The following is a 25440-nucleotide window of genomic DNA, read 5'->3' as shown; positions in this document are numbered from 1 at the left end:
GACTATATGAAAATTGACGGAAACGTGATAGGAGGATCAGGATGGCATTTGATGAACCGATGCATTCAGATTTACAAAAAATCGTAGATAACATCAATAAAGTGATGGTGGGGAAAAAAGATATTGCGATATTAAGCCTTGTTGCGATTTTGGCGAAGGGGCATGTGCTATTAGAGGATGTGCCTGGCGTTGGGAAGACCATGATGGTTCGTGCTCTGGCAAAATCCATTGGGTGTGAGTTTAAGCGAATCCAATTTACGCCTGACCTTTTGCCTTCAGATGTAACAGGTGTGTCGATTTATAATAAAAAGACAAACGAGTTTGAATTTAGACAAGGACCGATTATGGGGCAGATTATTTTGGCTGATGAAATCAACCGAACCTCTCCTAAAACACAATCAGCCCTTCTTGAAGCGATGGAAGAAGGCAGTGTCACAGTGGACGGAGAAACGATGCCGCTGGCAGATCCTTTCTTTGTGATGGCTACGCAAAATCCAGTAGAGTATGAGGGAACCTATCCACTTCCAGAGGCGCAAATGGACCGTTTCTTGTTCAAGCTGCAGATGGGGTATCCAACCATGCTGGAGGAGCTTGAGGTGCTGAATTTGCAGGAGAAACAATCGCCAATTGACACGCTTCAGGCAGTCATGACAAAAGATCATATCCATGCTTTGCAGCAAGCGGTTCAGACCGTACATGTGGATGCATCGATTAAAGAATATATTGTCGAAATCGCCCAAGCGACGCGAAATCATCCGTCTGTCTATTTAGGCGTGAGCCCAAGGGGTTCAATTGCATTGATGAAAGCGGCTCAGGCGTATGCGCTGTTGAACAGGCGGGATTATGTGATTCCTGATGATGTACAGTATTTGGCGCCTTACACATTGCCGCATCGCATGATTTTGACATCAGAAGCAACATATGAAGGGAAGAAGGCGGAGACACTGTTGCGACAGATGATTGAACATATTGGCGTACCAGTTCAAAAGTCGATGACTCAATGAAGTCACGTGACCGTTTCGCTTTTTCACTATGGTTACGGGTGTTTATGCTCCTTCTCCTTACAGCAGCAGCCTTTTGCTATGCCATGTTTCAGGGCGGCTTTGTGAGCTGGTTCCTTTTTTATGCATTTTCACCATATGCTTTGTATGCTTTGTTGTTTGCCCTTGTTCCACTTCGTGCAACAGCCAAAAGGACATTACAGCATACCCGGTTAAAGGCAGGAGATGTGCTGTCTGTTGACCTTGAAATCAAGCGGACGAATTTATTTCCGTACGTGTACGTCATACTTGAGGATGACCCGCCGGATACCTTCCATTTACAGGAACAGATTGAAATGAAGCGAATGATCTTTCCATGGTTTCGGAAAACGTGGCGATTTTCGTATCAATTCAATGACATTGTGCGGGGAGAGCATCAATTGACGGCGGTTAGAATTAAAACGGGTGATATGTTTGGGTTTGTTGAAAAAGAAGTGATTCTTCCACTAGAGAAAACATTGCTTGTGTATCCAAAAATGTTGGATATTCCTGTTGAATCTGCTGCATCGGTGAATGAAAATGGAGGCAAAGCGTTGCACTCTTGGTTAAATGAACCGACAAATGTGACAACAGGTGTGCGTGAATACCAGCAAGGAGACCGTTTCGCTTGGGTGGACTGGAAGACAACAGCTAGAAGAGGTCAGCTTATGACGAAGGAGTTTGAACAGAATCAGACAAAGGATCTGGTGGTGTTTGCTGATTTTACAGATGAAGCCGCTTTTGAAACGATTGTGTCTATGGCCGCATCGGTTCTGCAAACGGCTGTGAAAAAAGGGGTGCCGGTAGGCCTTGTCCCGCTTGGGGATCAGCACTTATTTCGAGTGGATCAAGGAGAGTGGCATTTACAGGACATGCTCTACTATTTAACAAAGGTGCAGTATCAGCCTTCTCATGCACCTGATTATCAATCATTAACATCGAGTGAGCACCAGCAGACAGGAAAGTATGTGGTGACAGGTCATCTGCAAGAAGAGCTTGCTGCCATTTTACTTGGGAATCGAAACAGAAAGAACATCACTGTTCTTTTAGTGAAGAGAGCCGTTGATCGATTGACGGCAAAAGAAAAACAGCTTGTGGACCGGCTTAAAGCTTCTGGGATACACACGACCCTTTTATTTGAGGACCGGCTGCACGAAAGAACTGTGAGGTGACAAACATTTATGCTGCATATGCATCAGCGGCAAAGCCGTTTTGAGTTGTTCATCTATTATGCTGTCGCATTTCTGCTGCTTTGGGAGTGGCTTCGTCCGCTTCAAGATTTTACAGAGACGAGTCATACGTCTTATTTCATCATTTTTATAGGGCTTACGTGTTTGTTTACGTTCTTTCGATTGAAGTGGTATGTGACGTTTCCTATTTGTGCTGGATTGATCTTGCTCGCATTATACTTGATTTTTTATCAATCAGAGCCAAGTTATCTGCCTGCGCTGTTTGCTGATATTAAAGATAATATTTCTTTGATGAGCATGGGCATGTGGAGTGACATGTATCCGTCTTTCCGCACATTGTTGTTTTATATTTTGCTTTGGCTACTTGTTTATTTGCTTCATTATTGGGTTGTGTATCAGCAGCGTATCTTTTTCTTTTTACTGATGACGATTGTATATGTCACGATTCTTGATACGTTTACACCTTATGATGCGACTTTTGCGATCGTTCGAATTATGGTATTTGGCTTTTGTTTGCTTGGCCTGCTCTATTTCGACCGGCTTCGTTCGGCTGAAGGTGTGCGGGTGTCACAGAAAGCGCGTCTCAATTGGTTCTTACCCATGCTGGCGCTTGTTCTTGTATCAGCATCACTCGGTGCTTCTTTGCCAAAATCTGATCCGAAATGGCCTGACCCTGTCCCGTTTTTTAAAGCGGTCACGAATCAAGATGGTTCCACCGGGCAGAATAAGGTGGGATATAGTACGGATGATTCGTCGCTTGGGGGACCGTTTAGTGAGGACCGTACACCGGTATTTAAATGGAGCGGAAAAGAACCGTCTTATTTTCGTGTAGAAACAAAAAGTATTTACACGGGGAAAGGCTGGGAGGATGCTTCAAATGATACGAAACCTACTCGGTTAAAAGGGAATGAAGTGCCGAACCAGTGGTTTACCAATCGCGTGAAAACAGAGGAGCATGAAACGAGAGTCGATATGGAATCAAATTATCGATTTAATCATGCTGTTTATCCGATTGGTACGGTTATGCTGACGCCGATGGAAAACATTCCACTGCAAATGATGGGCAAAACGGAGAAAATTGTCCCGTCTACTCAAAACCCGCCCAAAAATTTAGGGAACTATCGAGTCAGCTTCTTATCACCTACATTTATCCTAGAGGACTTGCAGCGGATCAAAGTACCGACCAAGCAGCAAGTGAACCAGCAGGTCGGACGTGAATACTTGCAGCTCCCATCCTCGCTGCCAGAGCGTGTGAAAACATTGGCGAACAGCTTAACGGAAACGAAGGATAATATGTATGATAAAGCAAAAGCGATTGAGGATTATTTAGGATCTGCGAAGTTTTCATATGAAACCCAAAATGTCGCTGTGCCTGGGCGTAACGAAGACTATGTGGATCAGTTCTTATTTGATACGATGATTGGCTATTGTGATAACTTTTCAACCTCGATGATTGTCATGCTTCGCTCGATTGGAATTCCGGCGAGATGGGTGAAAGGGTACACGTCAGGTCAATTATATGAAACACAGATGGATGGAAACAATGTGTATGAAGTGACCAATAACAATGCCCATTCATGGGTAGAGGTGTATTTTCCAAACCGTGGCTGGGTGACTTTTGAACCGACAAAAGGGTTCACGAACCCAGAGACATTTACGAATGAAACCACGGCTAACAACGACCAAACAGATGATCAACAGGATGAAAAAGATGAGTCCGCATCTGATCAACAAGAAAACGAGCAGACACAACAGCCGCAGCAACAAGAACCAGAACAGGCGGCAAAACAAGAGGAACAAGCAGCTAAAGCAAAGCCAAGTATGGTTCATGTTGGTTCAATCTTGGGCTACGCAGCAGGTGTGATTGTCTTTCTTGGATTTATAGGCTGGATGCTTTACCGGTTCAGAGCAAGATGGCTGCCAATCTTTATTGTGAGAAAGGTAAAACGTCTGCCAGATGAGGAAGCTTTTTTCTACGCATATGCTGCTCTATTAAAACAGCTAAGGCGCAGAGGGATCGAGAAAAAGCCAGGCATGACGCTAAGAGAATTTGCTTCTTTGATCGATGACAAGGAAGGGAATCATCACATGTCTGAGCTAACGCAGTTCTATGAGCGGGCGCTCTATCGACAAGAAGATGCGTCGGCGCTTTGGCGGCAGTCGGTGAAGTTATGGGAAAATTTAATAAACAGGAGATAGTCTTGACCCCGTACCTTCCTGTTGTTAGAATAGGTGAATATTAAAACCTTCTAAAATACATGAAATTGAAGCGTTCGGATGTGAGTCTGGGCGCTTCAAAAGCGTGATTTACACTGAGAGCAGGTTTTCTCCTCTCATTTTTTCTGTGCGTTTATAAAAACTATATTGGACATAGAGGTGACACCATGACAAATTTAGTAAATGAAATGATTTTGGTTCTCGATTTCGGTAGTCAGTACAATCAGCTGATCACTCGCCGTATTCGTGAATTTGGTGTGTACAGTGAGCTTCATCCGCACACTTTAACTGCTGAAGAAATTAAAGAAATGGCGCCGAAAGGAATCATCCTTTCTGGTGGACCAAACAGTGTATATGATGAAGGATCTTTCCGTTGTGACGAAAAGATTTTTGATCTAGGCATTCCAGTTCTAGGCATTTGCTACGGCATGCAGCTGATGACTCACTATTTAGGTGGGAAAGTAGAAGCGGCAAGCCAGCGTGAATATGGAAAAGCAGACATTCATATTAACGGAACACCTGCTTTATTCAAAGACCTTCCAACGGATCAAGTCGTTTGGATGAGCCATGGTGACCTTGTCGTTGAAGTACCAGAAGGCTTTACAGTTGATGCAACAAGTGCACATTGTCCAAACTCAGCGATGAGCTTAGCTGAGAAGAATTTCTATGGCGTTCAGTTCCACCCAGAGGTACGTCACTCTGAGTACGGAAATGATCTATTGAAGAACTTTGTCTTCGGCGTATGTGAGTGCGATGGCAAATGGTCAATGGAGAACTTCATTGAAATCGAAATGCAGAAAATCCGTGAAACAGTAGGCGACAAACAAGTATTGTGCGCACTAAGCGGCGGTGTAGATTCATCTGTTGTGGCTGTATTGATCCACAAAGCCATCGGCGATCAGCTGACATGTATTTTCGTTGACCACGGTCTTCTTCGCAAAGGCGAAGCAGAAGGGGTTATGAAAACATTTAGCGAAGGTTTCAACATGAACGTGATTAAAGTAGATGCGAAAGATCGCTTCTTAAACAAGCTAAAAGGTGTGTCTGATCCTGAGCAAAAACGTAAAATCATCGGTAACGAATTCATTTATGTATTCGATGACGAATCGGACAAGCTTAAAGGAATCGACTACTTAGCACAAGGAACTCTTTACACAGACATCATTGAGAGCGGAACAGCAACGGCACAAACAATCAAATCTCACCACAACGTAGGCGGTCTTCCAGAAGACATGCAGTTCGAATTGATTGAGCCACTTAATACGCTATTCAAGGATGAAGTTCGTGCTCTAGGGTCAGAGCTAGGTATTCCAGACGACATCGTATGGAGACAACCATTCCCAGGTCCAGGTCTAGGAATCCGTGTACTAGGTGAAATTTCTGAAGAAAAACTAGAAATCGTCCGTGAATCGGATGCGATTCTACGAGAAGAAATTGCCAACTTCGGCCTTGAGCGCGACATCTGGCAATACTTCACTGTCCTCCCAGACATCCGCAGCGTAGGTGTCATGGGTGACGCAAGAACATACGACTACACAATCGGTATCCGTGCTGTTACGTCTATTGACGGTATGACGAGTGACTGGGCAAGAATCCCTTGGGATGTCCTTGAAAAGATCTCGACTCGTATCGTGAATGAAGTGAAGCATGTGAACCGCGTGGTGTATGATATTACGAGTAAACCGCCTGCTACGATTGAGTGGGAATAGTTATAAAAGAGCTAGAAACCTTTGTGTATCAAGGGTTTCTAGCTCTTTTTTATGTTTAATTGCACTTTTTCCTTCCATTTTATTGTGTGAATTCATCATTCCATCCCTTACACACATCAATCCATTGTGTATAACCGGAGTGTTTTTCTAGTTGTTTGATTGTGAGTTCAATAGCACTGTTACTGCTGCCGCAGGCTGGATAGACTGTCTCAAAACGTTTGAGTGACATATCTAAATAAACAGAAACGCCATTCTTTATAGCAAAAGGACATACTCCGCCAATTTCATGACCGACCAAGTCAACGACCTCTTGAGGAGGCAGCATTTTCGCTTTTGTTTTAAAATATTCCTTGAATTTTTTGTTATCAACTTTTGCATCGCCAGAGGTCACAACTAAATTAGCTTGTCCATTTACTAGAAAGGAGAGTGTTTTGGCGATTCTTTCAGGTTCGCAGCCCAATGCAGAAGCAGCCAAGTCTACGGTTGCACTAGATACTGAAAATTCCTGAATTCGAGTATCCATTTCATATTGTTTAAAATAATCTTTTACTTGCTTGATTGACATGATGATGTCTCCTTTTTATTCGTATTGATTTGACATTTTCTTGATTTTAAAATTTTACTTTAAAGATAAGTGTCATACATTCTGCTCATTATGTTCTATTATTTAAACGATATTGATGTGGTGTTAGGTGATACTTTTTCTTAAATAAACGAATGAAATGCTCTACATTTTGATAACCAACGGCTCCCGAAATATGATCCACTTGTAAATTACTACTGGTTAGCATTTCGCAGGCTTTGTCCAATCTTATTTCTTGTCGAATCTCACGAAATGATTTGCCGAGTGTACGAGCTATATATTTAGACAGATAAGATTGTGAAAGGTTAAATTTCTCTTCCATCTTCTGGAGTGTTATATGCTCACAACATTGCTGAATATATTGAAGCATTTGAATCATACGTATATCACTATATTGTTTGACCTGAATGACGTTCATATGACTTGGTTTGAATCTTAATAAAAGACATAATAATATTTCAAACAAATTATTCATAATCAACTGGTAACCAGGAAATCGATTGTGATTTTCTGTGAAAAGTTGAAGAGAGCAGTCTAGCAAATTTTTATCCAAGTGACTATGGAAAATAAGAATATGTTTATTTTCTTTTATATACAATGCATTCAAAAAGAACTCTGAAATGACATGATTGCCTTTTAACATTTTAAAAAACACTTTTTGAAAAGTACTTTTACGGATCATGATTTGGATTGCGATTGTATTCTCCATTACAATTGGCTTGTGTATTGTGTCAGGTGGAATAAAGGCAATATCTCCTGATTTTAAAGCGATTTTTTTATCTTCCACTTCTACATACATCTCATTTTCCAGAACATAGATCATCTCAAAGAAATCATGGATAGCCGACAATTGAGGCATAAAACGGCTATACTTTCTCACTTCGATATCTTTCTCCTGACCTAACCACATGGTATCCTCTTTTTCAAATTCGTTCTGCCCTTTTAGCAAAAATTCTTCTATATATATTTGCTTTTGCATGAAATTGTTTTGATCATAATCCTTCAAAAATAATTGCAATGATTGATTGTCATGCTTTTTCTGTTGGTATTGTTGATAAAAGATTTCTTGTTCGTTGTACTCTCTTAAATATTGCATCGCTTCATGTTTTTCAAGTGTATCTGTTTCCATCTACATCCAAACCTCTAGTTTATTTACTGCAACCACCAGGGCCTTCACTGTTGCTTCTATAATATCTTTATCGATTCCAGCACCCCAATGCATTTTTCCTTGATATGAAATACCAATCTGTGCACAGGCTTTTGCTTGAGAATCGTTGCCCAAAGAATTCTGTTCATAGACTTCCAAATCATACTCGAGATGAAAATGTGCTTTTAACGCATTACTGATTGCATCTAAACTTCCAGTGCCAGTTCCTTGTATGTCTATTTGCTGATGATTTCTCAGCAAAGTTAAGGTGACTTCTTGCTTCTCTCCTTTATGAAATTGATAATCAAGCAGCTGGAAATGAGGGTGAAAATCAACATACTGTTCTTCAAAAACATGATATATTTCTTCGACAGACAATTCCCTATTTGTCTGATCAGATACTTTCTTCGCTGCATATCCCATGGCTTCATTCATTTGATAAGGAAGTTGAATGCCATAATTTGTTTCTAGGATATAGCCTATGCCGCCTTTTCCAGACTGGCTATTGATTCGAATTACATCCGTTTGATAATTCCTCCCCAAGTCAACTGGATCAACTGGGATATACGGAACGTCCCATTTATCAACATGATGTTCCTTTCTATATTTCATACCTTTAGATATCGCATCTTGATGTGACCCAGAGAATGCGGTGAAAACCATCTCCCCAGAATAGGGCTGCCGCTCATGAACAGTGATTTTTGTTAGTTTTTCATATTTTTTACGAATCGCTTCTAGGTTATTGAAATTCAATTTTGGATCATAACCTTGTGAATACATATTCATCGCCAAGGTAATCAAGTCTACGTTCCCTGTACGTTCACCGATACCAAATAATGTACCTTCGACTCTTTCTGCGCCAGCTAGCACACCAAATTCTGCATCACTCACCCCAGAGCCACGGTCATTATGTGGATGAACCGATAATGTCACACTGTCTCGGTAAGACAGATTTTTGTGTATATACTCAATCTGACTTGCAAAGATATGAGGCATTGAATATTCAACTGTTGTCGGAATATTGATGATCGCTTTGTGATGTGGTGTCGGTTTCCAAATATCTAAAACACTATTACAAATATCTAACGCATAATCCACTTCTGTTCCTGGAAAGCTTTCAGGACTATATTGAAAATAAATATCACTTTCTGTTTTTTCGGCCAGTTCTTTTACTAAAATAGCGCCATCAATGGCAATTTGTTTAATTTCATCTTTTGTTTTCTTAAATACTTGTCTGCGCTGCGCTTCTGAAGTCGAATTATATAAATGAACAATCGCTTTCGGTACCCCCTTAATGGCTTCGAAGGTTCGGCGGATAATATGCTCTCTTGCTTGTGTGATCACCATAATCGTGACATCGTCTGGAATCATATGACGATCAATCAGTGTCCGTAATAGCTTAAACTCCGTATCATTAGCAGCTGGAAATGCGATTTCAATTTCTTTAAAACCTATCTCTACTAGTAGCTGAAACATTTCCAATTTCTCTTCTAAGTTCATAGGAATAGGTAATGCTTGATTTCCATCCCGTAAGTCCACACTGCACCATATCGGAGCACGTTCTAATGTTTCTTTTTTCACCCAATCATAAGTAAGGTTCGGTGGCAAAAAGTATTTCTTTTCGTATTTTTTGTGGTTAAACATCATCGATTCCTCCTAGTAAATAGAATAAAAAAAGTCCTTCATCTCCAATATTTTCATTGGAGACGAAAGACTTCTTCTTACGCGGTACCACCCCTGTTTCATGATAAACAAACATTATCATGCCCTTATTCGGATACAGATTGTTTGATCTTATATCCTTCCCGTATAACGGTGGGGTGCCGACCTTAACTACATCAATCCTTTTCATTTCACTAAGGCTACTCTAAGGTGAGTTCCCTACCTTTATGTTATTGCTTCTCATCAACCAGCAACTTTCTGAAAACATTTCGGCAAGTACTATTCCTTATCATCGCATTCTCATTTTTCTGATTTTTTCTATTATACCAAGATTACAAAAAAGTGATAGTGGTAGGGATATCTTTTTTAATTGATTTTTTTTGTCCTGTGGGTGTCTGATCTTTATTTTTAATTTTATTTTCTTTGAGCACTTCATTTGAGCTGGGAACGTTGATTGATAAGGGCTTAACCATTTGAACATACAGTTCCCTACCAAAAAAACTTACCAGAAAAAATATTGGTAGGGTTTTTAATTTCTAATGAACTACTTTTGATTTAATTTGCTATTCTCGTCATCCTCACCAAACAAAAATCCAAGGCCCAAATTATAGGTGAGTGAATTAACAGCGAACAATAAAATCGACAAATCTTTTTCATGGTCATTTAATGCCTCCTAACATCAGTTGAAATCATCAATAAGTTCCTATAAATTTCAACTGAAATTCTAAGAAATAACAGTTTGAAGAAAGTGGAAGACAAGCACTTTTTCAATGTAAAGTAGTATAAGTTTATTTTCAACATGATATTCTTAAATTAACGTTCATATTTACCTTTGAATCGGTTATTATAGACGTTAGGTGGTTTAAAGTGTTGAATTCAAAGGGAAAATTATTGTTCAAAGAAGGAAGTGAATTTTAAAATGTCTTTAAACAATCATGTTATTAATCTTGTTAAATTTTTTATTGAAGAAAGAAAAGAAGATTTTTTAGAAGAATGCAAATTAATCATTGAGTATCAAGAAGAAAATAAAAATTATCAATTTGCAAAAAAACTCAATAAGTTGCTATTGGATGTGAATCTTCCTGAAACATCTCATTCTGTAAAGAGAAGTTCTTTTGATATTACACCGTTCAATCAAAAAAGTAATTATCTAAGTTCAAATCAGAGCAATGAAGAGAATTTTATAAAAATTTTAGAACCTGAAATTGATTTGAAGAAATTATCTTCAAGTACTGATGTAGATCAACAATTAATATCTGTTGTGCACCAGTGGAAAAAAAGAGATGACTTACTAAAATTTAATCTTAAACCGCAGAATAAAATTTTGTTTCATGGAGTACCAGGTACAGGGAAAACCCTAACAGCAAAAGCATTAGCGAAATCACTTGGTTTAAAAATTGCCTATGTTAGCTTTGATTCATTGATGTCTTCATACTTGGGGAAAACAAGTGATAATTTAAGTAAAGTTTTTGAGTATGCAAGGAATAACTCATGTTTAATATTATTAGATGAAATAGATGCTATAGGAAAAAGTCGAGATGATAATAATGAGTTAGGAGAACTTAAAAGAATTGTGATTTCTTTGCTTCAAAATTTGGATGACTTTCCTGACAACTCATTTTTGGTTGCTTGCACTAATCATCCTCATTTACTAGATAAGGCTTTATGGAGAAGATTTGAAAATAATATAGAATTCAAACTACCTGATTATAATCAAAGAAATCAAATAATAGCCAATACACTAACTGATATAAGTCTAAACCTTCACGCTAATCAAATTGATTTTATCACAATATTGACGAAAGGATTTACTCCATCTTTACTTGTTCAATCAATTGAAAATTCTTCTAGAAATTGGATTATTAATGAAAAAAATGTTAAACTTTACACTATTATTGTCGAAGATATTGTTAGAAACATAAGTAATCAGGATAAAGACATTACATTAGAGCAAAAAATAGGTATAGCAAAAAAATTGAGAAATGAAAATGAACGGAAATATTCTTTTTCATATCTTAGCGAATTACTAGATATACCTAAATCAACTCTTTTTATGAAGATGAAGGAGGAATCCTAGATGGAAAAACCGCATTTGCGGATTTCAGAGAATAGTGTAAGTAAAACAAAAACTAACTTTAATGGTGGTGGAAGCACATATCAACGTAGCGACTACCGTGCACATGGACAGGAATTATTAGAAGATTTATTAAGAATTTCCCAACAGAGCTACGATATGGACCCCGTAAAGGATAGAAAATTCTTTGAAGTTAACCTTGCTCCCGGCGAAAAATTATATGATCGTTTCGGAAACTTGATGGAAAAGTCAGATATAGAGGTTTTGGATGTTATCAATGATTCTTATGGTTACGGTGTAATCTCTAACAGCAGTTTGAATACTTTACAAAGAAAAGTCGAGAATTATATTAACACTCCGAATAACAAAGGTAAGTCCTATTATTCATTTATTGATGATATTGGCGAAATAAATCCATTAAATAAAATATCTCAAACGGTTAAGTCTAAAATTGATTTTGGAGAAAAAGAAAATTTGAAAGTTTCAATAGAATCATTTACTTCGTTGCCAAAAGATGTTGCTGAAAAAGGGTTTAAAGAAGCTATAGAAAAATTTATTGAAAATAGAGGAGGTTTTATAACTGACCAATTCTTATTTTCTTCCGGCAGTGTTTTAGTAGAAGGAACAATGAGTAGCGAGCACATTGAAGATCTTGTTAGATCTTTTAGTTCAATAAAGTCAGTCGATGTACAAACAAAAGTATCAATTACCACTCTCAAAGAATTGTCTCAAGTTGTTGAGGAGATTACAGTAGAGACTTATGATGGAAATGCTGTTGTCTGTGTTATCGATAGCGGAGTGGATAGTTCTAATTCGTTTTTATCTCCTTATATTACAGAACAGATAGACTATACACCAGCATATAGTTACGACAGGTTTCATGGGACATTTGTTGCTGGAAGAGTTATATTTAGAGATAAATTAGATGAACAAATCTCAAGAGGAACCCTAACACCCTTTTGTAGAGTTCTTGATTTTAATATATACGGAAAAGATGGAAACGGAGAAGAATTAAATTTATCTGAAATTGATCTAATTAGGGCAATTCGAAAAGTAGTTCAAGCACATAAAGACGAAGTTAAAGTGTATAATCTTTCTATTAATTTAATAAGTCAAAATGGGTATTCAACATTAGATGAATTCAAAGTAACACGTCTTGCCGCAGAAATAGACCATATTAGTAAAGTCTATGAAGTTTTATTTGTAATTTCTGCAGGAAACATTGAGAATGTGTATGAGAAGCTAAATAGCGAAAACTATCCAGATCATTTTATTCAAGATTCTCAACGAATAAACTCTCCAGCGGAGTCATATCTATCATTAAGTGTGGGCTCATTAATAAAAAATTTCGAAGATGGTATGCTTGGAGGAGAGAACCACCCAGCTCCATTTTCTCGAAGGGGACCAGGATTTAATGGCTCAAGGAAACCCGATTTAGTTGTAGATGGTGGTAATTTAGGGTTAAATAATTCTGATAATCCTAGTTTTGGTACATTGGGCTTTTGTTCTTACTCTGGAGGATTTCAACGATCTCTTGGGACAAGTTTTTCCGCACCTATAGTTTCGTCTTATGCAGCAGAGTTATTTGAAAAAATCCCGGATGCTACCCCTAACTTAATAAAAGGGCTACTAATTCATTTTGCAAATCATCCTACAAGTAGTGAATTTTCTAGACCTTTAGAGGACCATTTGGGATTTGGTGAGCCTAATTTAGGAAAATGTTTAGAATCTTTAAATAGTAAAGCAACATATGTACACGAAGGAGTGATAGAAGGTCAAACTTATTATAAAATTCCTTTTTGGATTCCGACCATTTTAACAGATGAAACTATTCAACGCTCGGGCAATAAAAAAGTTAACCTGCGTGTAACCGTAGTCTGGGATCCACTTACAGATAGAGGTAAGGGGTTGGATTATTCTAAAATCCATCTTTATTCAAATATCTATAAACTAAATAAAGAAGATGAAATTAAGTTGTCTTTGAATGACATGAATGAAGTTTCTTTTAAGGAGAGATTTTATCCAGTAACCAGAATGGAAAAGGCATTATCAAGAAATATTGATTCTGGAATGTGGAGTTTGGAGCTTCGTATGTCAAAAAAATGGGGTGTGCCAGAAGGTTATGCTCAAAGTTTTGCAGCGATTATTTCAGTCGAGGATCCATATGACGAGTTAGATGTATATTCAGAAATTGAAAATGAAGTAGGAATTAATATGTATCAACCCATTATTCGAATATAAAAAATACTACCTCTTTTTTATTGAAAAGGGGTTTTTTAAGGTTCATAATAATGAGAGGAACTGCGCATTAAAGCAATAGATAAAACGCTTAGCAATAAAACCTAGGATATCTTATCTTTTTTAAAACTATGTTTTATAGTCCAGTATTGGGCGTAACTAATTTCTTGAAAATAAGCCCCCAGGCTTCTTATCGTTTTTAAATATCTTTCAAAAAAACAAGTCTCATACGTTAGTTGGCAATATCGAAATTAAGGACTTCAATCAAAAAGTGACTGAGGTGACGATTGGTTATTTCTTGCGGTAGGTCGTTGGGATAAGGGGATTGCAACATAAGCCCTCTTTACATTAGTAAAATTCTGTTTGGAAAAGTTGATATTGATAGAATTCAAGCGAAGGCTATGCCGGTAAATGATGATGTAAAAAAGTTTTTTGAAAAATGATTTTATCAAAGAAAGGTTGCTTAGAGAAGGTGTTTTATGTGGTAAAGGAGTTGTTGATTTAGAAATATCAGCATTCTGAAAAAGGATTACATGCGCTTAGGGTATCAGCTTTTTATTATGATCTAACTCCCCTATTTTTAGGAATTTTATTTTAAAATAAAAAAGCGAAGCAATGAGCTCGCTCATTTATATTTATTTCATCTCATAGGAAAATTGAATTTGCATATCTTTCAGTTCATCGTAAAATTTGAAGTGTTGTAACTTCAATTCTTCACAGACTTTTTTGATAATCCATTTGCCCCGTTCTTCAATCCTAATATTGACTTTATGTAGGTACTCACATAATTCTTGTTCATTTTGAGGTTTTAATCGATTGCGATTTCCGATTCCTTCAAAATGACCTTCCCAAAATTCACTCACTGTCCATTCTTCATCATTGTTTACATAAGGCTGAAGGAAATATCGTTCGACGAACTGTTTCCAACAGCCTAATGGTTTAAAAAAATGAAAAAGTGAATACATCGTAACGTCCCAATAATCTTGAGAAAATTTATAACGTCCCGTATTCATCCAATGTGGTAATACGGTGAAGTTTCCAATGCAGTGGGTGGCAGTAGCAAATTTTTTAAACTTATCGTTGATATGGACATCAGAAGTTAGTTTTTTAGAATAATTGAAAGTCGTTATAAACGAATTCATTGTTTCTCCACGAAGCAAGTTGTAACGGTCTAAATAAAGCTGTGATTCAGACTTTGGCTCATAATCAGTACGCCAAAGTAATTGATAAATATAAAAGGGTTCTTTATCGCAGTCAGCATCACGACCTCTTCTTTTAGTGACATTACAAATTCCAATTTCTTTGAGTTTACGACTTTTATAATCTAATATTAACTCAATTGATGATCTATCTTTCGGTATAGGCTCTTTAATATAACTTTGTTTAAAATCCCATTCCCAAGGCTTGATTTCAAGTTCTTCACACTTTTCAAACCAGCCTTCTATCCATGTGTTCCCCTTCATTTCTTTCCTCCTCTTTTCATTATCTATTGAACACTTTTTTCATTCTTAATCTTCTCCACAACACCACCGCAAGAACAAGCAAAATGACACATTGAATCGAAAGCAAAAGCATTTGCATTCTCATAGGCGCTTGCCCATTTGTGGTTTGATCCACGATATTATGAACCGCGTGCCATACGATCACCCATTGCAAGCTGTTCGTGAGTGCAACGATTTCAGCTGCAACGAATCCAAATAAGAAGGCGAATAGGATTTGAGCAACGGTTAAGGTGAGGCTTTTTCCACTTAAAAGATTCGCAGCATGACCAAGGCCGAATAGTACGGCGGAGCCCCATATGGCAGTGCTCAAGTTAATTTGTTTTAAATATTGAAACAGAATGCCTCGAAAGATTCCTTCTTCAAAAAGGCCGACACACACCATGAAGAAACAAAGTGCTAGAAAGGAAGAAACAGTTAAATCCTTGTTGAATCCAGCAATAAACGGAATGGCCTCGATGATAAGGATCGGAAATATCCACATACCAAGAGAGCCTTTTCGAAAACCTATTTCTTTCAAGTGAAAACGACTTTTTTGAATAATGAATAGAAGTAAAAGACACCCTGTTAGCATGGCGCAGCCATTGATGAGATAGATGGTCATCGGGTCGGTTACTTCTTTGATGGATAAATAGACACCTGCACTTGTTGGAATGATTAAAGAAAAGAGCAGTAGAAGTACTGATTTTCGAATGATTGTGATTGGTTTCATGTGTTGATTCCTCCTCTAACGTCAGAGTAGAGGAATCATGCAGAAGTCACAATGAAATCTTCCTAACATGTCAATATTTAGCCCTAAGATGCACATTAAGATGTTGTTCGTTTCTTTCGTTGCTGTAAAAGTTCGTTGATTTCCTCAGCAGTTGCTTGATCTTTTTTATACAATAGATACTTCATCAAAAAGAATAAAGCCATGACCACAAGGAAATTCACGATAAACGAAAGGGGGCTGATTTCACCGCTGACGATGATGATGGTGGTCATAATCATACACATCACAAGAACGATATATAGAATTTGTTGAAAAAGAATCCGTTGATGGCTGTACGTTTGTTTTGGGTATAGCAAGAAGGTCAGGGCGCTTGAAAAAAAGGAACTGAACATGATGGCTTGTAAAATATAGATGGGCATCGTTCCAAACGTGAAACAGTAAATCAATACGAGTGCAGTAAAGATCATACAAAATGTGATCAAAAGATTTGTGATATAACGTTTCATTCTGTTCACTTCCTCCGTAATCCAAGCTTCTCTTTTAATGCTTGGATATAAAAACGTGAAATCATTACTTTTTCTTTATTTGTAAGGCTTGCTTCAAAACGGCCACTCGTTTTAGGAGAAATAGTGGCAATAGAATCTATATTCAGAATCATCGATTTTGAAATCCTGACATAATCGTGCGCTTCAAGCTGTTTTTCAAGTTCAAATAACTTTTCCTTTAAGAGAAACACTCCATCTGACGTATACAAGAACGATCTTTTATCAACGCTTTCTATATATAAAATGTCGTGATAATAGACCTTTTTCACTCTTTCTTTCGTTGGTTCTTGTGCTAAGAAATAGGGGGCTGACTGCTCCACTTGCTGGACAAGTTTTTCAACCGCCGGATTGAGTTCATAAATGTGAAAAGAAACATACTCTGGTTGCGGCTTTTGGATGAAATGAATATCCGTTTTCATTTGTTTCTCCTCTGTTTAATAGGATTTTTCGTAATCTCTCTTCAAAATTGAATACATATACACATCATCGAATCCCTTCTGACCCAATTCATACTCTCTTAATAAACCCTCTTGTACAAAATGTATCTTCTCCAATAATTGAACAGAAGACGTATTTGCTGGATCAATGATCGCTTCAATCCGATTCAAGTTCATCTCCTGAAATCCATACCGTAACACCGCAGTAATTGCTTCCTTCATGATGCCTTTTCGCCAATGATCTTGGTGTAATTCATAGCCAATTTCCGTACGGCGGTGCTGTTTTTCTAGATTGAGAAAGCCGCAGCTGCCGATGATGGCTGGATTTTCTTTTAGAGAAATGCCCCAGCGGATGCCTGTTTGTTCTTTGAAGATATTGTCATACCACTTGATTTCTCCTTTTGTGTCTTCGATGGTTTCATGTGCATCAATGCCCATATAGCGGCAGACGGTTTCATTTGATAAGTAGAGGTGCATATCCTCAGCGTCTTTGATCGTTGCTTGTTTTAAGATTAGTCTTTCGGTCTGTATCGTTGGAAATGATTGTGGAAAAGTGATTTTGTTCATGTGTTTATCCTCCATATGATGTCTTTTGTTCTGTACATGCCTTACAATAAAAAACCCCTTCATTTCTTAGCCAAGCCTTTACTTCTGTCATTCCTCGTCTCTTTGGATAGACCAGCTTAACGTACACTTCTTCGTTACCTTCTATTTTCTTTTGGCAGCTAGCACAAGCAGGTTCTTCAAATAGAAACAATCAATATCCTCCTTTTTGTAGATATTTCTTCCATTATATCAAAAGTTCAATACGATCTTTGCGGCCTATTCTTCACTTTCTCTATTTTTGTCCGACATATGTTGAGTAAAAGAAATTTCCGTTTGTTGAAACCGTTTGTGAGAAAGCTTGCTCTAACAGGTGTAGGAGGTGTGAATGAGATGAAACAAGTGAGTCTAATTAAAAAAGCACAAAAAGGGAATGTCCCGGCATTTGAGACATTAATGCTGATGTATCAGGAGCGTTTATATAAAACGGCTTTTCTCTACACAAGAAATAAAGAGGATTCGTTAGATGCTGTTCAGGAGACGGTCATTAAAGCATTTAAACATTTATCTGGATTAAAAGAACCGGCTTATTTTTCTACATGGCTGACTAGGATCTTGATTCATACGATTTTTGCGATGAAGAAAAAGCAGCAAGATGTTGTTCCGTTTGAACAGCATCATGAGAGCGTTGAGCGGCATGATTTTTTGGAAGACAAGCTGGATTTAAAAAATGCACTAGATGTGTTAGATGAGCAATATCAGCTCGTGATTCAGCTATTTTATTTTCAAGATTATTCGATTTCAATGATTTCTGAACAGATGGGTGTGCCCGAAGGAACTGTCAAAACTCATTTGTATCGAGCAAGAAAGTTATTAAAGCAAACATTGGAGAAGGAGGAGAGTGTCGATGGAACAAAAGGAAATGAAAAAGCTTTATGAAGAGATTGATGTACCAAAGGTTGAAGTGACCTCTGTGATTCGCCAAGCAATGGGAGATGTGAAAGCGGAAAAGAAAAGACGTTGGTTCACATGGAATTGGAGAACGCCAATATATTCTGCCATCGTACTAATCGTTCTTTATTTTTCATCCGGCTTCCTTTTTCCTTCTCTTAATACAGCGATGGCTCGAGTGCCGTTTGTTGGACAGTTATATATGATGTTTCACGATAAAGTAGGAATGTCTCTTTTTCAGAGTGAGTTGGTGAAGCATGTCAATGAGGGGGCTGAATCAAGAGGAGTTACTGTGAAAGTGAACAGTGTGTATTATGATGCCGGGCGGCTTGTTTATACGTTTACTGTGGAGAATTTGAATACAAAGGAAGATGTTGTCCCTTTCATAGTCAACTTAGATCCAGTAAATCAAGCTTCCCAATCGAGTTCCTACAATCATGAATTGAAAAAATTAAAAGATGGCCATTATGTTGGGCAGGTGACAGTCTATACAAATGGTCAAACGATCAAACAAGGTCAACAAGTGCCACTTGTCATTTCTAAAATTGGGGATATTGTAGGGAATTGGCGCTTCAAGGTACCAGCGGTCAAGCAAAAAACCACTGTATTAGCTGGACAAAAAGACGTGTCTATTTTAAATGGACGTTATCACTTAAGAAATATAAAGGTAGAAAATGGAGTGAAAAGCTCTGTTATTCAATATACCATTGATTACAATGGTTTTGCTAAAGACGATATAGTTAGTATAGAAAGAATGAAGGATAATCTAGGGAATGATTATCAGCTCGAAATTGGAACAGTTTTAGGAGAAAAACAACTGACTTCTGACAAAACTAGAAAAAATCATTTGACCATTTTAAATCAGTCGATTGATCCAGAGGCAACTGAATTAACATTTTACACGGGTGTGACAGACGAACAAGAAGAAAGCAAAATCATTCCTCTTCAGACAAAGCTGCCTGTTCAGTTCAAAACAAAGCATCATGGAATAGGGATCAAAATCAATAAAATAGAGCAAAAGGGGCATTCTGTGACAGTTTATTATCAATTTACTGGAGTAGATCAGAAAGAATTAGATGAGGATGTTATGGAGAATATCGGTGAATGGATAGGATTAGGTGATGTTAAAAAATTGAAATCGTGGTCAGATCCTGAAGCAAATGATGAAAACGGATATTACTTGGAGAGAAACGATGCGAAGGTGACCAATTTCAAGACAGCCTCTATGCAATCCACCTTTGAATTTGATGTGAAGAAGTTAGACACATTTTCTTTTAAGGATTATGGGCTTTACCTTGATTTGTCAGATCTGAACCGATTGGTACCACAGAAAGATATACCTGTAACCATTCCAGTCAAAAAAGAAACATCAAAAGCTAATCGATAAATAAGAAAGCGAACATGATTACACATGTTCGCTTTTTGTCTGCTTTTGAACCAGTTGATGACGATTGAACGAGTACCGAATCAACATCAACGCAACAAAACTGGCTAGCCCGCCTATCCAACTTAAATTCGTTACATTTGTATATTGAATAATCAGACCACCCATTGACGAGCCGAGCATCATGCCGATATTCATAATTGCTGTATTAAAGCTCAGCACAGTTTCTGATGTTTCGGGTTTTAGGGAGATGAGATAAAATTGCTTCGCTGGTGTTGTTGTCCATGTGGCGGTGCCCCAAATGGCGAGCGTGATGAAGACGCCAACTACAGAAAATTGTGTAAAAGATAATGCAAAGAGCATGAGCATCTGAACCGTGATGCTGATTGAAATGGTTCGGTTTGGTCCCCATTGATCGACAGCGTATCCGCCAAAGCGTGATCCGATAAAAGCAGAAATCCCTAAGACGAGCAAGGCAATGCTTGTCATTTCGAGCGTAAATCCGGATGTCTGTCGCAATAATGGCGAAATGTAGGCAAATACCATTGTGTAACCTAAAATCCAAAAGGCAGTCGTGGCTAAACCGCTTAACACCCTACGGTCTTGAAGAATTTGCATTTGCTGTTTGAATGGCACATGGGAATGTCCCTCCATAGGCGGTAATAAACGATACAGAAGAAACAAGAGACAAGCGGTTCCTATTGCAATGATGAGAAAAATGGCATGCCAATCTACATATCCTGCTAAAAATGTTCCAATCGGTACACCGAGTACTAGTGAAACTGTAAATCCAGTGATCACCATGGCCATCGCACTCCCCTTTTTTTCTGGCGGGGCGAGCTGCGCTGCATAATTTGTTGCGAGTACAATATATAAGCCGCCACTCATGGCCATGATGACCCGTGAGAGCATGAGCAGCATAAAGTGATGGCTAAAAAAGGCGAGCACATTCCCTGCTATAAACATGGAAATCGCCGATAAAAGAACCTTTTTTCGATTCAATTTCGATGTGGCCATGACTAAAAAGAGGGCACCCACGGCATAAAAAAGAGAATAGATGGTGATGAGCTGTCCCGCAACCGGGATGGAGATGCGCAGATCGTCAGAAATGATGTCCAGTATGCCTGATACGACGAATTCTGAAGTGCCTGTGACGAAAGAACCGACGGCTAAAAGAAATATGAGCAATGGATAAGATGTACTTTTCATTTTGAACCCTTCCTTTATGTTGAAACGTTGTATTCATTTTAAATTCCGTGCTAACATAAGTAAAATTGATGTTTTTCATGAAAGGGATGAGTGAATACTCATGAGCTTTGTTCGATTCGAGACGATGGCTAAGGTGGTCGAGCTGGGCAGTTTTACCGCTGCAGCTGAAGCATTAAATATGACACAGTCTGCCGTGAGTCATGCGGTGGCAAGTTTAGAGACGGAGTGGGGCGTGTCTTTATTCGTGCGTGACCGAAAAAAGGGCATTACGCTGACAGACATCGGTGAAACCCTTCTTCCGCATATAAGAGAAGTGTTAAATCGAGTAGAGAGAATTCAGCAGGAAATTGCGCTCACCAAAAATATTGAATCTGGCTTGATTCGGATTGGAACATTTGCCAGTGCATCCGCTTGTTTGTTGCCAAAACTGCTTGTGAGCTATCAGAAAAAGCATCCAAAGATTGAATTTAAATTTTATGAGGGGACATATGAAGAAATATTGGAGTGGCTCGATTCTGGCATTATTGATGTTGGGTTTGTTGTAAAAGGTAAAGCGGATGAAGCGTTTCATCTATTGCCACTTATGAAAGATAAAATGGTGGTCGCCTATCACGAAAATCATCGTTTTAAGCAGCAGCCAATTGTAGATATGGAAGAATTAGCAGATGAACCATTTATTATGCCAACTGGCATGTATCAATCCCATGTAGAGGATATTTTTTCAGAGGCGCAAATCAAGCCGTCTATTTTATTTGAAGTGCATGATTGTACGACCATTGCCCGCATGGTTGGGGAAGGACTTGGTGTGACGATAGGTCCTGAGTTATTCCTAAAAACGCAGCAACTTGTGCAGATCAGTCATCTGAATGTATCGCATCATCGTGAGGTGGCGCTTGCCTGTCCATCGGTCACGCAAGCTTCTCCTGCTGTGAAGGCATTTTTCGATGTAGCAGAAACGGTTTTTGCCAGAATTCAGTGATGGGTGTATAAAGAACTAGATGTGATTTTCCAAATTCGTGTAATAAGACGAATGAAGCGGACATTTCTTTGAAAAATGTTCGCTTTTTGTATTGTGTTTTAAAAATGAAGTTGGTACAATAGACACAGAAATCAAATAGATAGAAGTCGTATAATCGCGGGGATATGGCCCGCAAGTTTCTACCAAGCTACCGTAAATGGCTTGACTACGTCAATTCACACTCGTTTGATATAAATCATGCATTGTTCTTGTTTGATGTCACGGTCTGAATTCACATTGTAGTCAAGCGTCCCAAAAACTGTTGGGGCGTTTTTTATTTGACTTGTGAATGGGACAGACTAAAGCAAAAGGACATGAAGGGAGTCAGTTGGCTTTGAAACAGTTTTTTCAGTTTGATGAGTTAGGTACGAATTATCGCAGAGAGATCATCGGCGGTTTAACGACATTTTTGTCGATGGCTTACATCTTGTTTGTCAATCCGATCACACTTGCTTTAGTAGCAGTACCGGATTTTCCAGATAAATTACGAATTGATCAGGGGGCTGTCTTTACAGCTACGGCGTTAGCTTCTGCGGCAGGTTGTTTCCTGATGGGATTGATCGCCAGGTACCCGATTGCGATTGCACCAGGTATGGGACTGAATGCGTTCTTCGCTTTCTCAGTGGTTCTTGGTATGGGGATCTCATGGCAGGCAGCACTTTCCGGTGTGTTTGTTTCAGGATTGATTTTCGTTGCTCTTTCTTTAACAGGTTTTCGTGAAAAAATCATTAATGCCATTCCGGCTGAGCTGAAGCTGGCGGTTGGTGCAGGGATTGGTTTGTTCATTACATTTGTAGGTCTTCAAGGCTCTGGCATTATTGCCAATAACGATAATACGCTCGTTTCGATTGGGAATATTCATAGTGGTCCTGTCCTGTTAACGGTATTTGGGATCATTGTGACTGTCATTTTAATGGTTCTTCGTGTGAATGCAGGTGTCTTCATTGGGATGCTTGTGACAGCTATTGCTGGGATGATCCTTGGTCTTGTGCCAGTTCCATCTCAAATTGTAGATAGCATTCCAAGCTTGTCTCCAACTTTTGGTCAAGCCTTGATTCACTTGCCAGACATCTTCTCCATTCAAATGCTTGTTGTTATTTTAACGTTCCTATTCGTTGGATTCTTTGATACAGCTGGTACACTTGTAGCTGTGGCAACGCAGGCTGGTTTAATGAAAAATAATGAGCTGCCGCGTGCAGGAAAAGCGCTTCTGGCGGATTCTTCTTCTATCGTCGTCGGTTCTGTTCTTGGTACATCAACGACGACGTCTTATGTTGAATCTAGTTCAGGTGTTGCTGCGGGTGCCCGCTCTGGTTTTGCAGCTGTCGTGACAGGTATTTTCTTCTTACTTGCGATGTTCTTCTCGCCGCTTTTATCTGTCGTGACACCGAATGTAACGGCACCTGCTTTAATCATTGTCGGTGCACTGATGGTTGCACCTCTTGCGAAGATCGCATGGGATCGTTTTGAAATTGCGGTACCGGCCTTCTTAACGATGATTATGATGCCACTCACATATAGTATTGCAACAGGGATTGCAATTGGTTTCATTTTCTACCCGATCACCATGATCTTTAAAGGAAAAGCAAAAGAAGTGCATCCAATTATGTACGGCCTGTTTGTCATCTTTATTCTATATTTTGCTTTCTTAAATCATTAATGATTTGTCTGAAACAGCAGCTCATGGAGGCTGCTGTTTTTTGTAGGGAAATTTTAAAAACATAGTTGACTTATAGGAATTATGCGTTTATGATAAAAAGACATAATTCGCTGATTGGATCACCAAAGGCGCTTTGATTTCCTTTTTTCTATAGAAGGGTTCAGAGTGCCTTTTTTCTTGCATTCATCATAACGGGAGGGGATGACTTGTCACGCTGGCTTAGGCAGGTGATTGAGCGGAAAAAGCAGGTATTGATTGAGCAGCTCCTTTTATGGGGGCATGAAGAAAAACATGAAGCGCTCATGCATTATACGATTCATGAGCTGGAAAATGAGGTTCTCTATTTAAAAGAGCGAAAGCAAAATTAGTGGGATGGGGGATGAGCGATGGATGAACAAAAGCTGAATTTTATTTTATCTGCCTTAAAACGGATTGAATACGGGTCGGTGGTGATCACCATTCATAATGGACAAATTACACAAGTCGATACGACAGAAAAGACTCGTTTCCCCGCACACCAAGAGAATCTTCGGATTCAGAAAGCAAAGCAGGGGCGCTATCGTTCATGAAAAGTAATGAAAGATGATGAAAAGCTGATCCACTCATCAGCTTTTTTGTTTTGGCTTATTTTCTCACCATTTAAAACCTCTTCATTCTTTTATCCGTCTATTCGTATGAACGTCAAGGAATCTTGACTGAATAGAGAGACTCCGCTACTTTAATAGGAGTCATCTGGACAGGTCACATGAGCCTGTGCGGATTGTCTGAGATAGGAGTTGATATGGGATGTTAGAGAAAGATCAAGAGCAAGTTACACCTGAAACGAAAAACGAAAACGAAGAGCCATCAATAGATCAAGAAACGAGGCAGTCCCGCCTCAGCCGCAGTGCTGCAAAACGTGGAAGAACGGCTAAGCCAACTGATGAAGAGCGTTCAGCCATTCAGCGCATTGCAAGAAGTGTAGGAGGTGCGTTTAAGCGCTATGGCTCATATGGGCTCGCGATGTTAAAATCACCGAGCCGTGCGATCCATCAAGCGGACACTTTACGCATGAAGTACGCCTGGATTTCAATTGTGTTATTCAGTGTGCTTTTTGCTTTAGGCAACTACGTTCAATTAAAGGCGTCAAAGACCCGTTTATTAGGTTTTGGTATTCATTATTCTTTTGGTGACGCCTTTTTGAAGGTAGCGGTCTTTACACTCATTTTGTTGACACTGATGATGCTGACGGTTTGGGTGATCGGTAAGTACATGCTGAAAGGGAACATATCGCTGAAAGAAGTGATCATGAAGTTCGGTGCCGTGCTTGTGCCGGTTTTGGTTTTATCTATCCTTTGGCTTGTATTTGCCATGCTGAATATTCCATATGTAACGGTGATTTTATCCGTGATGATGTTTTTTGGTCTTCAGCTGATTGCCATTGTGCTCTTCCGCTCCATTCAATCAGAGCAAGAAGCTGTGCGGGGAGACTTGATGTATGCCGGCTGGGTCTTTTTGTTGATTGAGCTCGTTATCATTGCCCTTTTATGGGGCATTGTCGGAGAGTATTTGATCCCATCATTTGTTCCAGTTCGGTTTGGATAAAAACACGTTTCAGCGTGTAGACAAATCTTTGGAATCGACTGTAATCCTGCGTGACGGTG

23 protein-coding genes, 1 riboswitch and 1 other annotated feature are annotated in these 25440 nt (G+C 38.9%); of the genes, 13 read left to right on the top strand and 10 right to left on the bottom strand.

The window, feature by feature from the left end:
* Positions 1-41: 41 nt before the first annotated feature.
* The 4 genes from MHI20_RS17120 to guaA all read left to right on the top strand — a co-directional run bounded on the left by MHI20_RS17120 (position 42) and on the right by guaA (position 6135).
* Entirely contained in the window at positions 42-1004 is a 963-nt protein-coding gene (locus tag MHI20_RS17120; RefSeq protein WP_017366721.1) for an AAA family ATPase, read from the top strand.
* Positions 1001-2191: a DUF58 domain-containing protein gene (locus MHI20_RS17115; protein ID WP_024719383.1), complete on the top strand. Its 1191-nt coding sequence runs from the start codon at positions 1001-1003 to the stop codon at positions 2189-2191. Before MHI20_RS17120 ends, MHI20_RS17115 begins: the two co-directional genes overlap by 4 nt.
* A 9-nt stretch (positions 2192-2200) precedes the next feature.
* Positions 2201-4408: a transglutaminase TgpA family protein gene (locus MHI20_RS17110; protein WP_340940081.1), complete on the top strand. Its 2208-nt coding sequence runs from the start codon at positions 2201-2203 to the stop codon at positions 4406-4408.
* A 185-nt stretch (positions 4409-4593) separates the two neighbouring features.
* Positions 4594-6135: a glutamine-hydrolyzing GMP synthase gene (guaA, locus tag MHI20_RS17105; RefSeq protein WP_017366723.1), complete on the top strand. Its 1542-nt coding sequence runs from the start codon at positions 4594-4596 to the stop codon at positions 6133-6135.
* A gap of 79 nt (positions 6136-6214) precedes the next feature.
* On the opposite strand, the gene MHI20_RS17100 is transcribed toward guaA, so the two are convergent.
* From MHI20_RS17100 to MHI20_RS17090, 3 genes are all read right to left on the bottom strand, one after another.
* Positions 6215-6700, bottom strand: coding sequence for a YbaK/EbsC family protein (locus MHI20_RS17100; RefSeq protein WP_340940077.1), 486 nt, complete (start codon positions 6698-6700; stop codon positions 6215-6217).
* A gap of 88 nt (positions 6701-6788) precedes the next feature.
* Entirely contained in the window at positions 6789-7847 is a 1059-nt protein-coding gene (locus MHI20_RS17095) for an AraC family transcriptional regulator (protein WP_340940076.1), read from the bottom strand.
* Positions 7848-9509, bottom strand: coding sequence for a 2-isopropylmalate synthase (locus tag MHI20_RS17090; protein WP_340940074.1), 1662 nt, complete (start codon positions 9507-9509; stop codon positions 7848-7850).
* Between the two features lie 55 nt (positions 9510-9564).
* Positions 9565-9829, bottom strand: a binding site (T-box leader).
* A 617-nt stretch (positions 9830-10446) separates the two neighbouring features.
* Between MHI20_RS17090 and MHI20_RS17085 the strand changes: the two genes are divergently transcribed.
* Complete coding sequence (locus MHI20_RS17085; protein ID WP_340940072.1) at positions 10447-11604, top strand: AAA family ATPase; 1158 nt, start codon at positions 10447-10449, stop codon at positions 11602-11604.
* Positions 11605-13842: a S8 family peptidase gene (locus tag MHI20_RS17080; protein ID WP_340940070.1), complete on the top strand. Its 2238-nt coding sequence runs from the start codon at positions 11605-11607 to the stop codon at positions 13840-13842.
* Between the two features lie 632 nt (positions 13843-14474).
* On the opposite strand, the gene MHI20_RS17075 is transcribed toward MHI20_RS17080, so the two are convergent.
* The 6 genes from MHI20_RS17075 to MHI20_RS17050 all read right to left on the bottom strand — a co-directional run bounded on the left by MHI20_RS17075 (position 14475) and on the right by MHI20_RS17050 (position 17789).
* On the bottom strand, positions 14475-15302 hold the full coding sequence (locus tag MHI20_RS17075) for a hypothetical protein (RefSeq protein ID WP_243824944.1): 828 nt from the start codon (positions 15300-15302) through the stop codon (positions 14475-14477).
* 19 nt (positions 15303-15321) lie between these two features.
* On the bottom strand, positions 15322-16050 hold the full coding sequence (locus tag MHI20_RS17070) for a CPBP family intramembrane glutamic endopeptidase (RefSeq protein ID WP_340940065.1): 729 nt from the start codon (positions 16048-16050) through the stop codon (positions 15322-15324).
* 95 nt (positions 16051-16145) lie between these two features.
* On the bottom strand, positions 16146-16556 hold the full coding sequence (locus tag MHI20_RS17065) for a hypothetical protein (RefSeq protein WP_160758077.1): 411 nt from the start codon (positions 16554-16556) through the stop codon (positions 16146-16148).
* 5 nt (positions 16557-16561) lie between these two features.
* Entirely contained in the window at positions 16562-17014 is a 453-nt protein-coding gene (locus tag MHI20_RS17060; RefSeq protein ID WP_340940062.1) for a LytTR family DNA-binding domain-containing protein, read from the bottom strand.
* A 15-nt stretch (positions 17015-17029) separates the two neighbouring features.
* Positions 17030-17599, bottom strand: coding sequence for a GNAT family N-acetyltransferase (locus tag MHI20_RS17055; protein WP_340940060.1), 570 nt, complete (start codon positions 17597-17599; stop codon positions 17030-17032).
* A 4-nt stretch (positions 17600-17603) separates the two neighbouring features.
* Positions 17604-17789, bottom strand: a complete 186-nt coding sequence (locus MHI20_RS17050; RefSeq protein WP_217967479.1) for a Fe3+ hydroxamate ABC transporter substrate-binding protein — start codon at positions 17787-17789, stop codon at positions 17604-17606.
* Positions 17790-17968: 179 nt separating this feature from the next.
* On the opposite strand from MHI20_RS17050, the gene MHI20_RS17045 reads away from it, so the two are divergent.
* The gene (locus MHI20_RS17045; RefSeq protein ID WP_340940057.1) at positions 17969-18514 is read left to right on the top strand and encodes a sigma-70 family RNA polymerase sigma factor; all 546 of its coding nucleotides are present in this window, start codon (positions 17969-17971) and stop codon (positions 18512-18514) included.
* Positions 18483-19913, top strand: coding sequence for a DUF4179 domain-containing protein (locus tag MHI20_RS17040; protein ID WP_340940055.1), 1431 nt, complete (start codon positions 18483-18485; stop codon positions 19911-19913). Before MHI20_RS17045 ends, MHI20_RS17040 begins: the two co-directional genes overlap by 32 nt.
* An 18-nt stretch (positions 19914-19931) precedes the next feature.
* Here MHI20_RS17040 and MHI20_RS17035 read toward each other — a convergent pair whose 3' ends face one another.
* Positions 19932-21119 (bottom strand): MFS transporter, encoded by a 1188-nt coding sequence (locus tag MHI20_RS17035; RefSeq protein WP_340940054.1) that lies wholly within the window; start codon positions 21117-21119, stop codon positions 19932-19934.
* A gap of 100 nt (positions 21120-21219) precedes the next feature.
* Between MHI20_RS17035 and MHI20_RS17030 the strand changes: the two genes are divergently transcribed.
* The 5 genes from MHI20_RS17030 to MHI20_RS17010 all read left to right on the top strand — a co-directional run bounded on the left by MHI20_RS17030 (position 21220) and on the right by MHI20_RS17010 (position 25381).
* Positions 21220-22098: a LysR family transcriptional regulator gene (locus MHI20_RS17030; RefSeq protein ID WP_340940052.1), complete on the top strand. Its 879-nt coding sequence runs from the start codon at positions 21220-21222 to the stop codon at positions 22096-22098.
* A gap of 126 nt (positions 22099-22224) precedes the next feature.
* Positions 22225-22326, top strand: a riboswitch (purine riboswitch).
* A 145-nt stretch (positions 22327-22471) separates the two neighbouring features.
* On the top strand, positions 22472-23797 hold the full coding sequence (locus MHI20_RS17025; RefSeq protein WP_056408255.1) for an NCS2 family permease: 1326 nt from the start codon (positions 22472-22474) through the stop codon (positions 23795-23797).
* Positions 23798-24003: 206 nt separating this feature from the next.
* Positions 24004-24165 carry a hypothetical protein gene (locus tag MHI20_RS17020; protein WP_008344307.1) on the top strand — a complete coding sequence of 54 codons (162 nt, stop codon included), beginning with the start codon at positions 24004-24006 and terminating at the stop codon, positions 24163-24165.
* Between the two features lie 18 nt (positions 24166-24183).
* Entirely contained in the window at positions 24184-24366 is a 183-nt protein-coding gene (locus tag MHI20_RS17015) for a YezD family protein (RefSeq protein WP_340940048.1), read from the top strand.
* Positions 24367-24583: 217 nt separating this feature from the next.
* Positions 24584-25381: a hypothetical protein gene (locus tag MHI20_RS17010; protein ID WP_286068286.1), complete on the top strand. Its 798-nt coding sequence runs from the start codon at positions 24584-24586 to the stop codon at positions 25379-25381.
* The last annotated feature ends 59 nt before the right edge of the window (positions 25382-25440 follow it).

This window comes from Bacillus sp. FSL K6-1106 (genome assembly GCF_038005245.1).
GTDB lineage: Bacteria > Bacillota > Bacilli > Bacillales > Bacillaceae > Bacillus > Bacillus altitudinis.
Note: the sequence above shows the minus strand (reverse complement) of the source record. Positions and strands in the feature narration are given on the sequence as shown.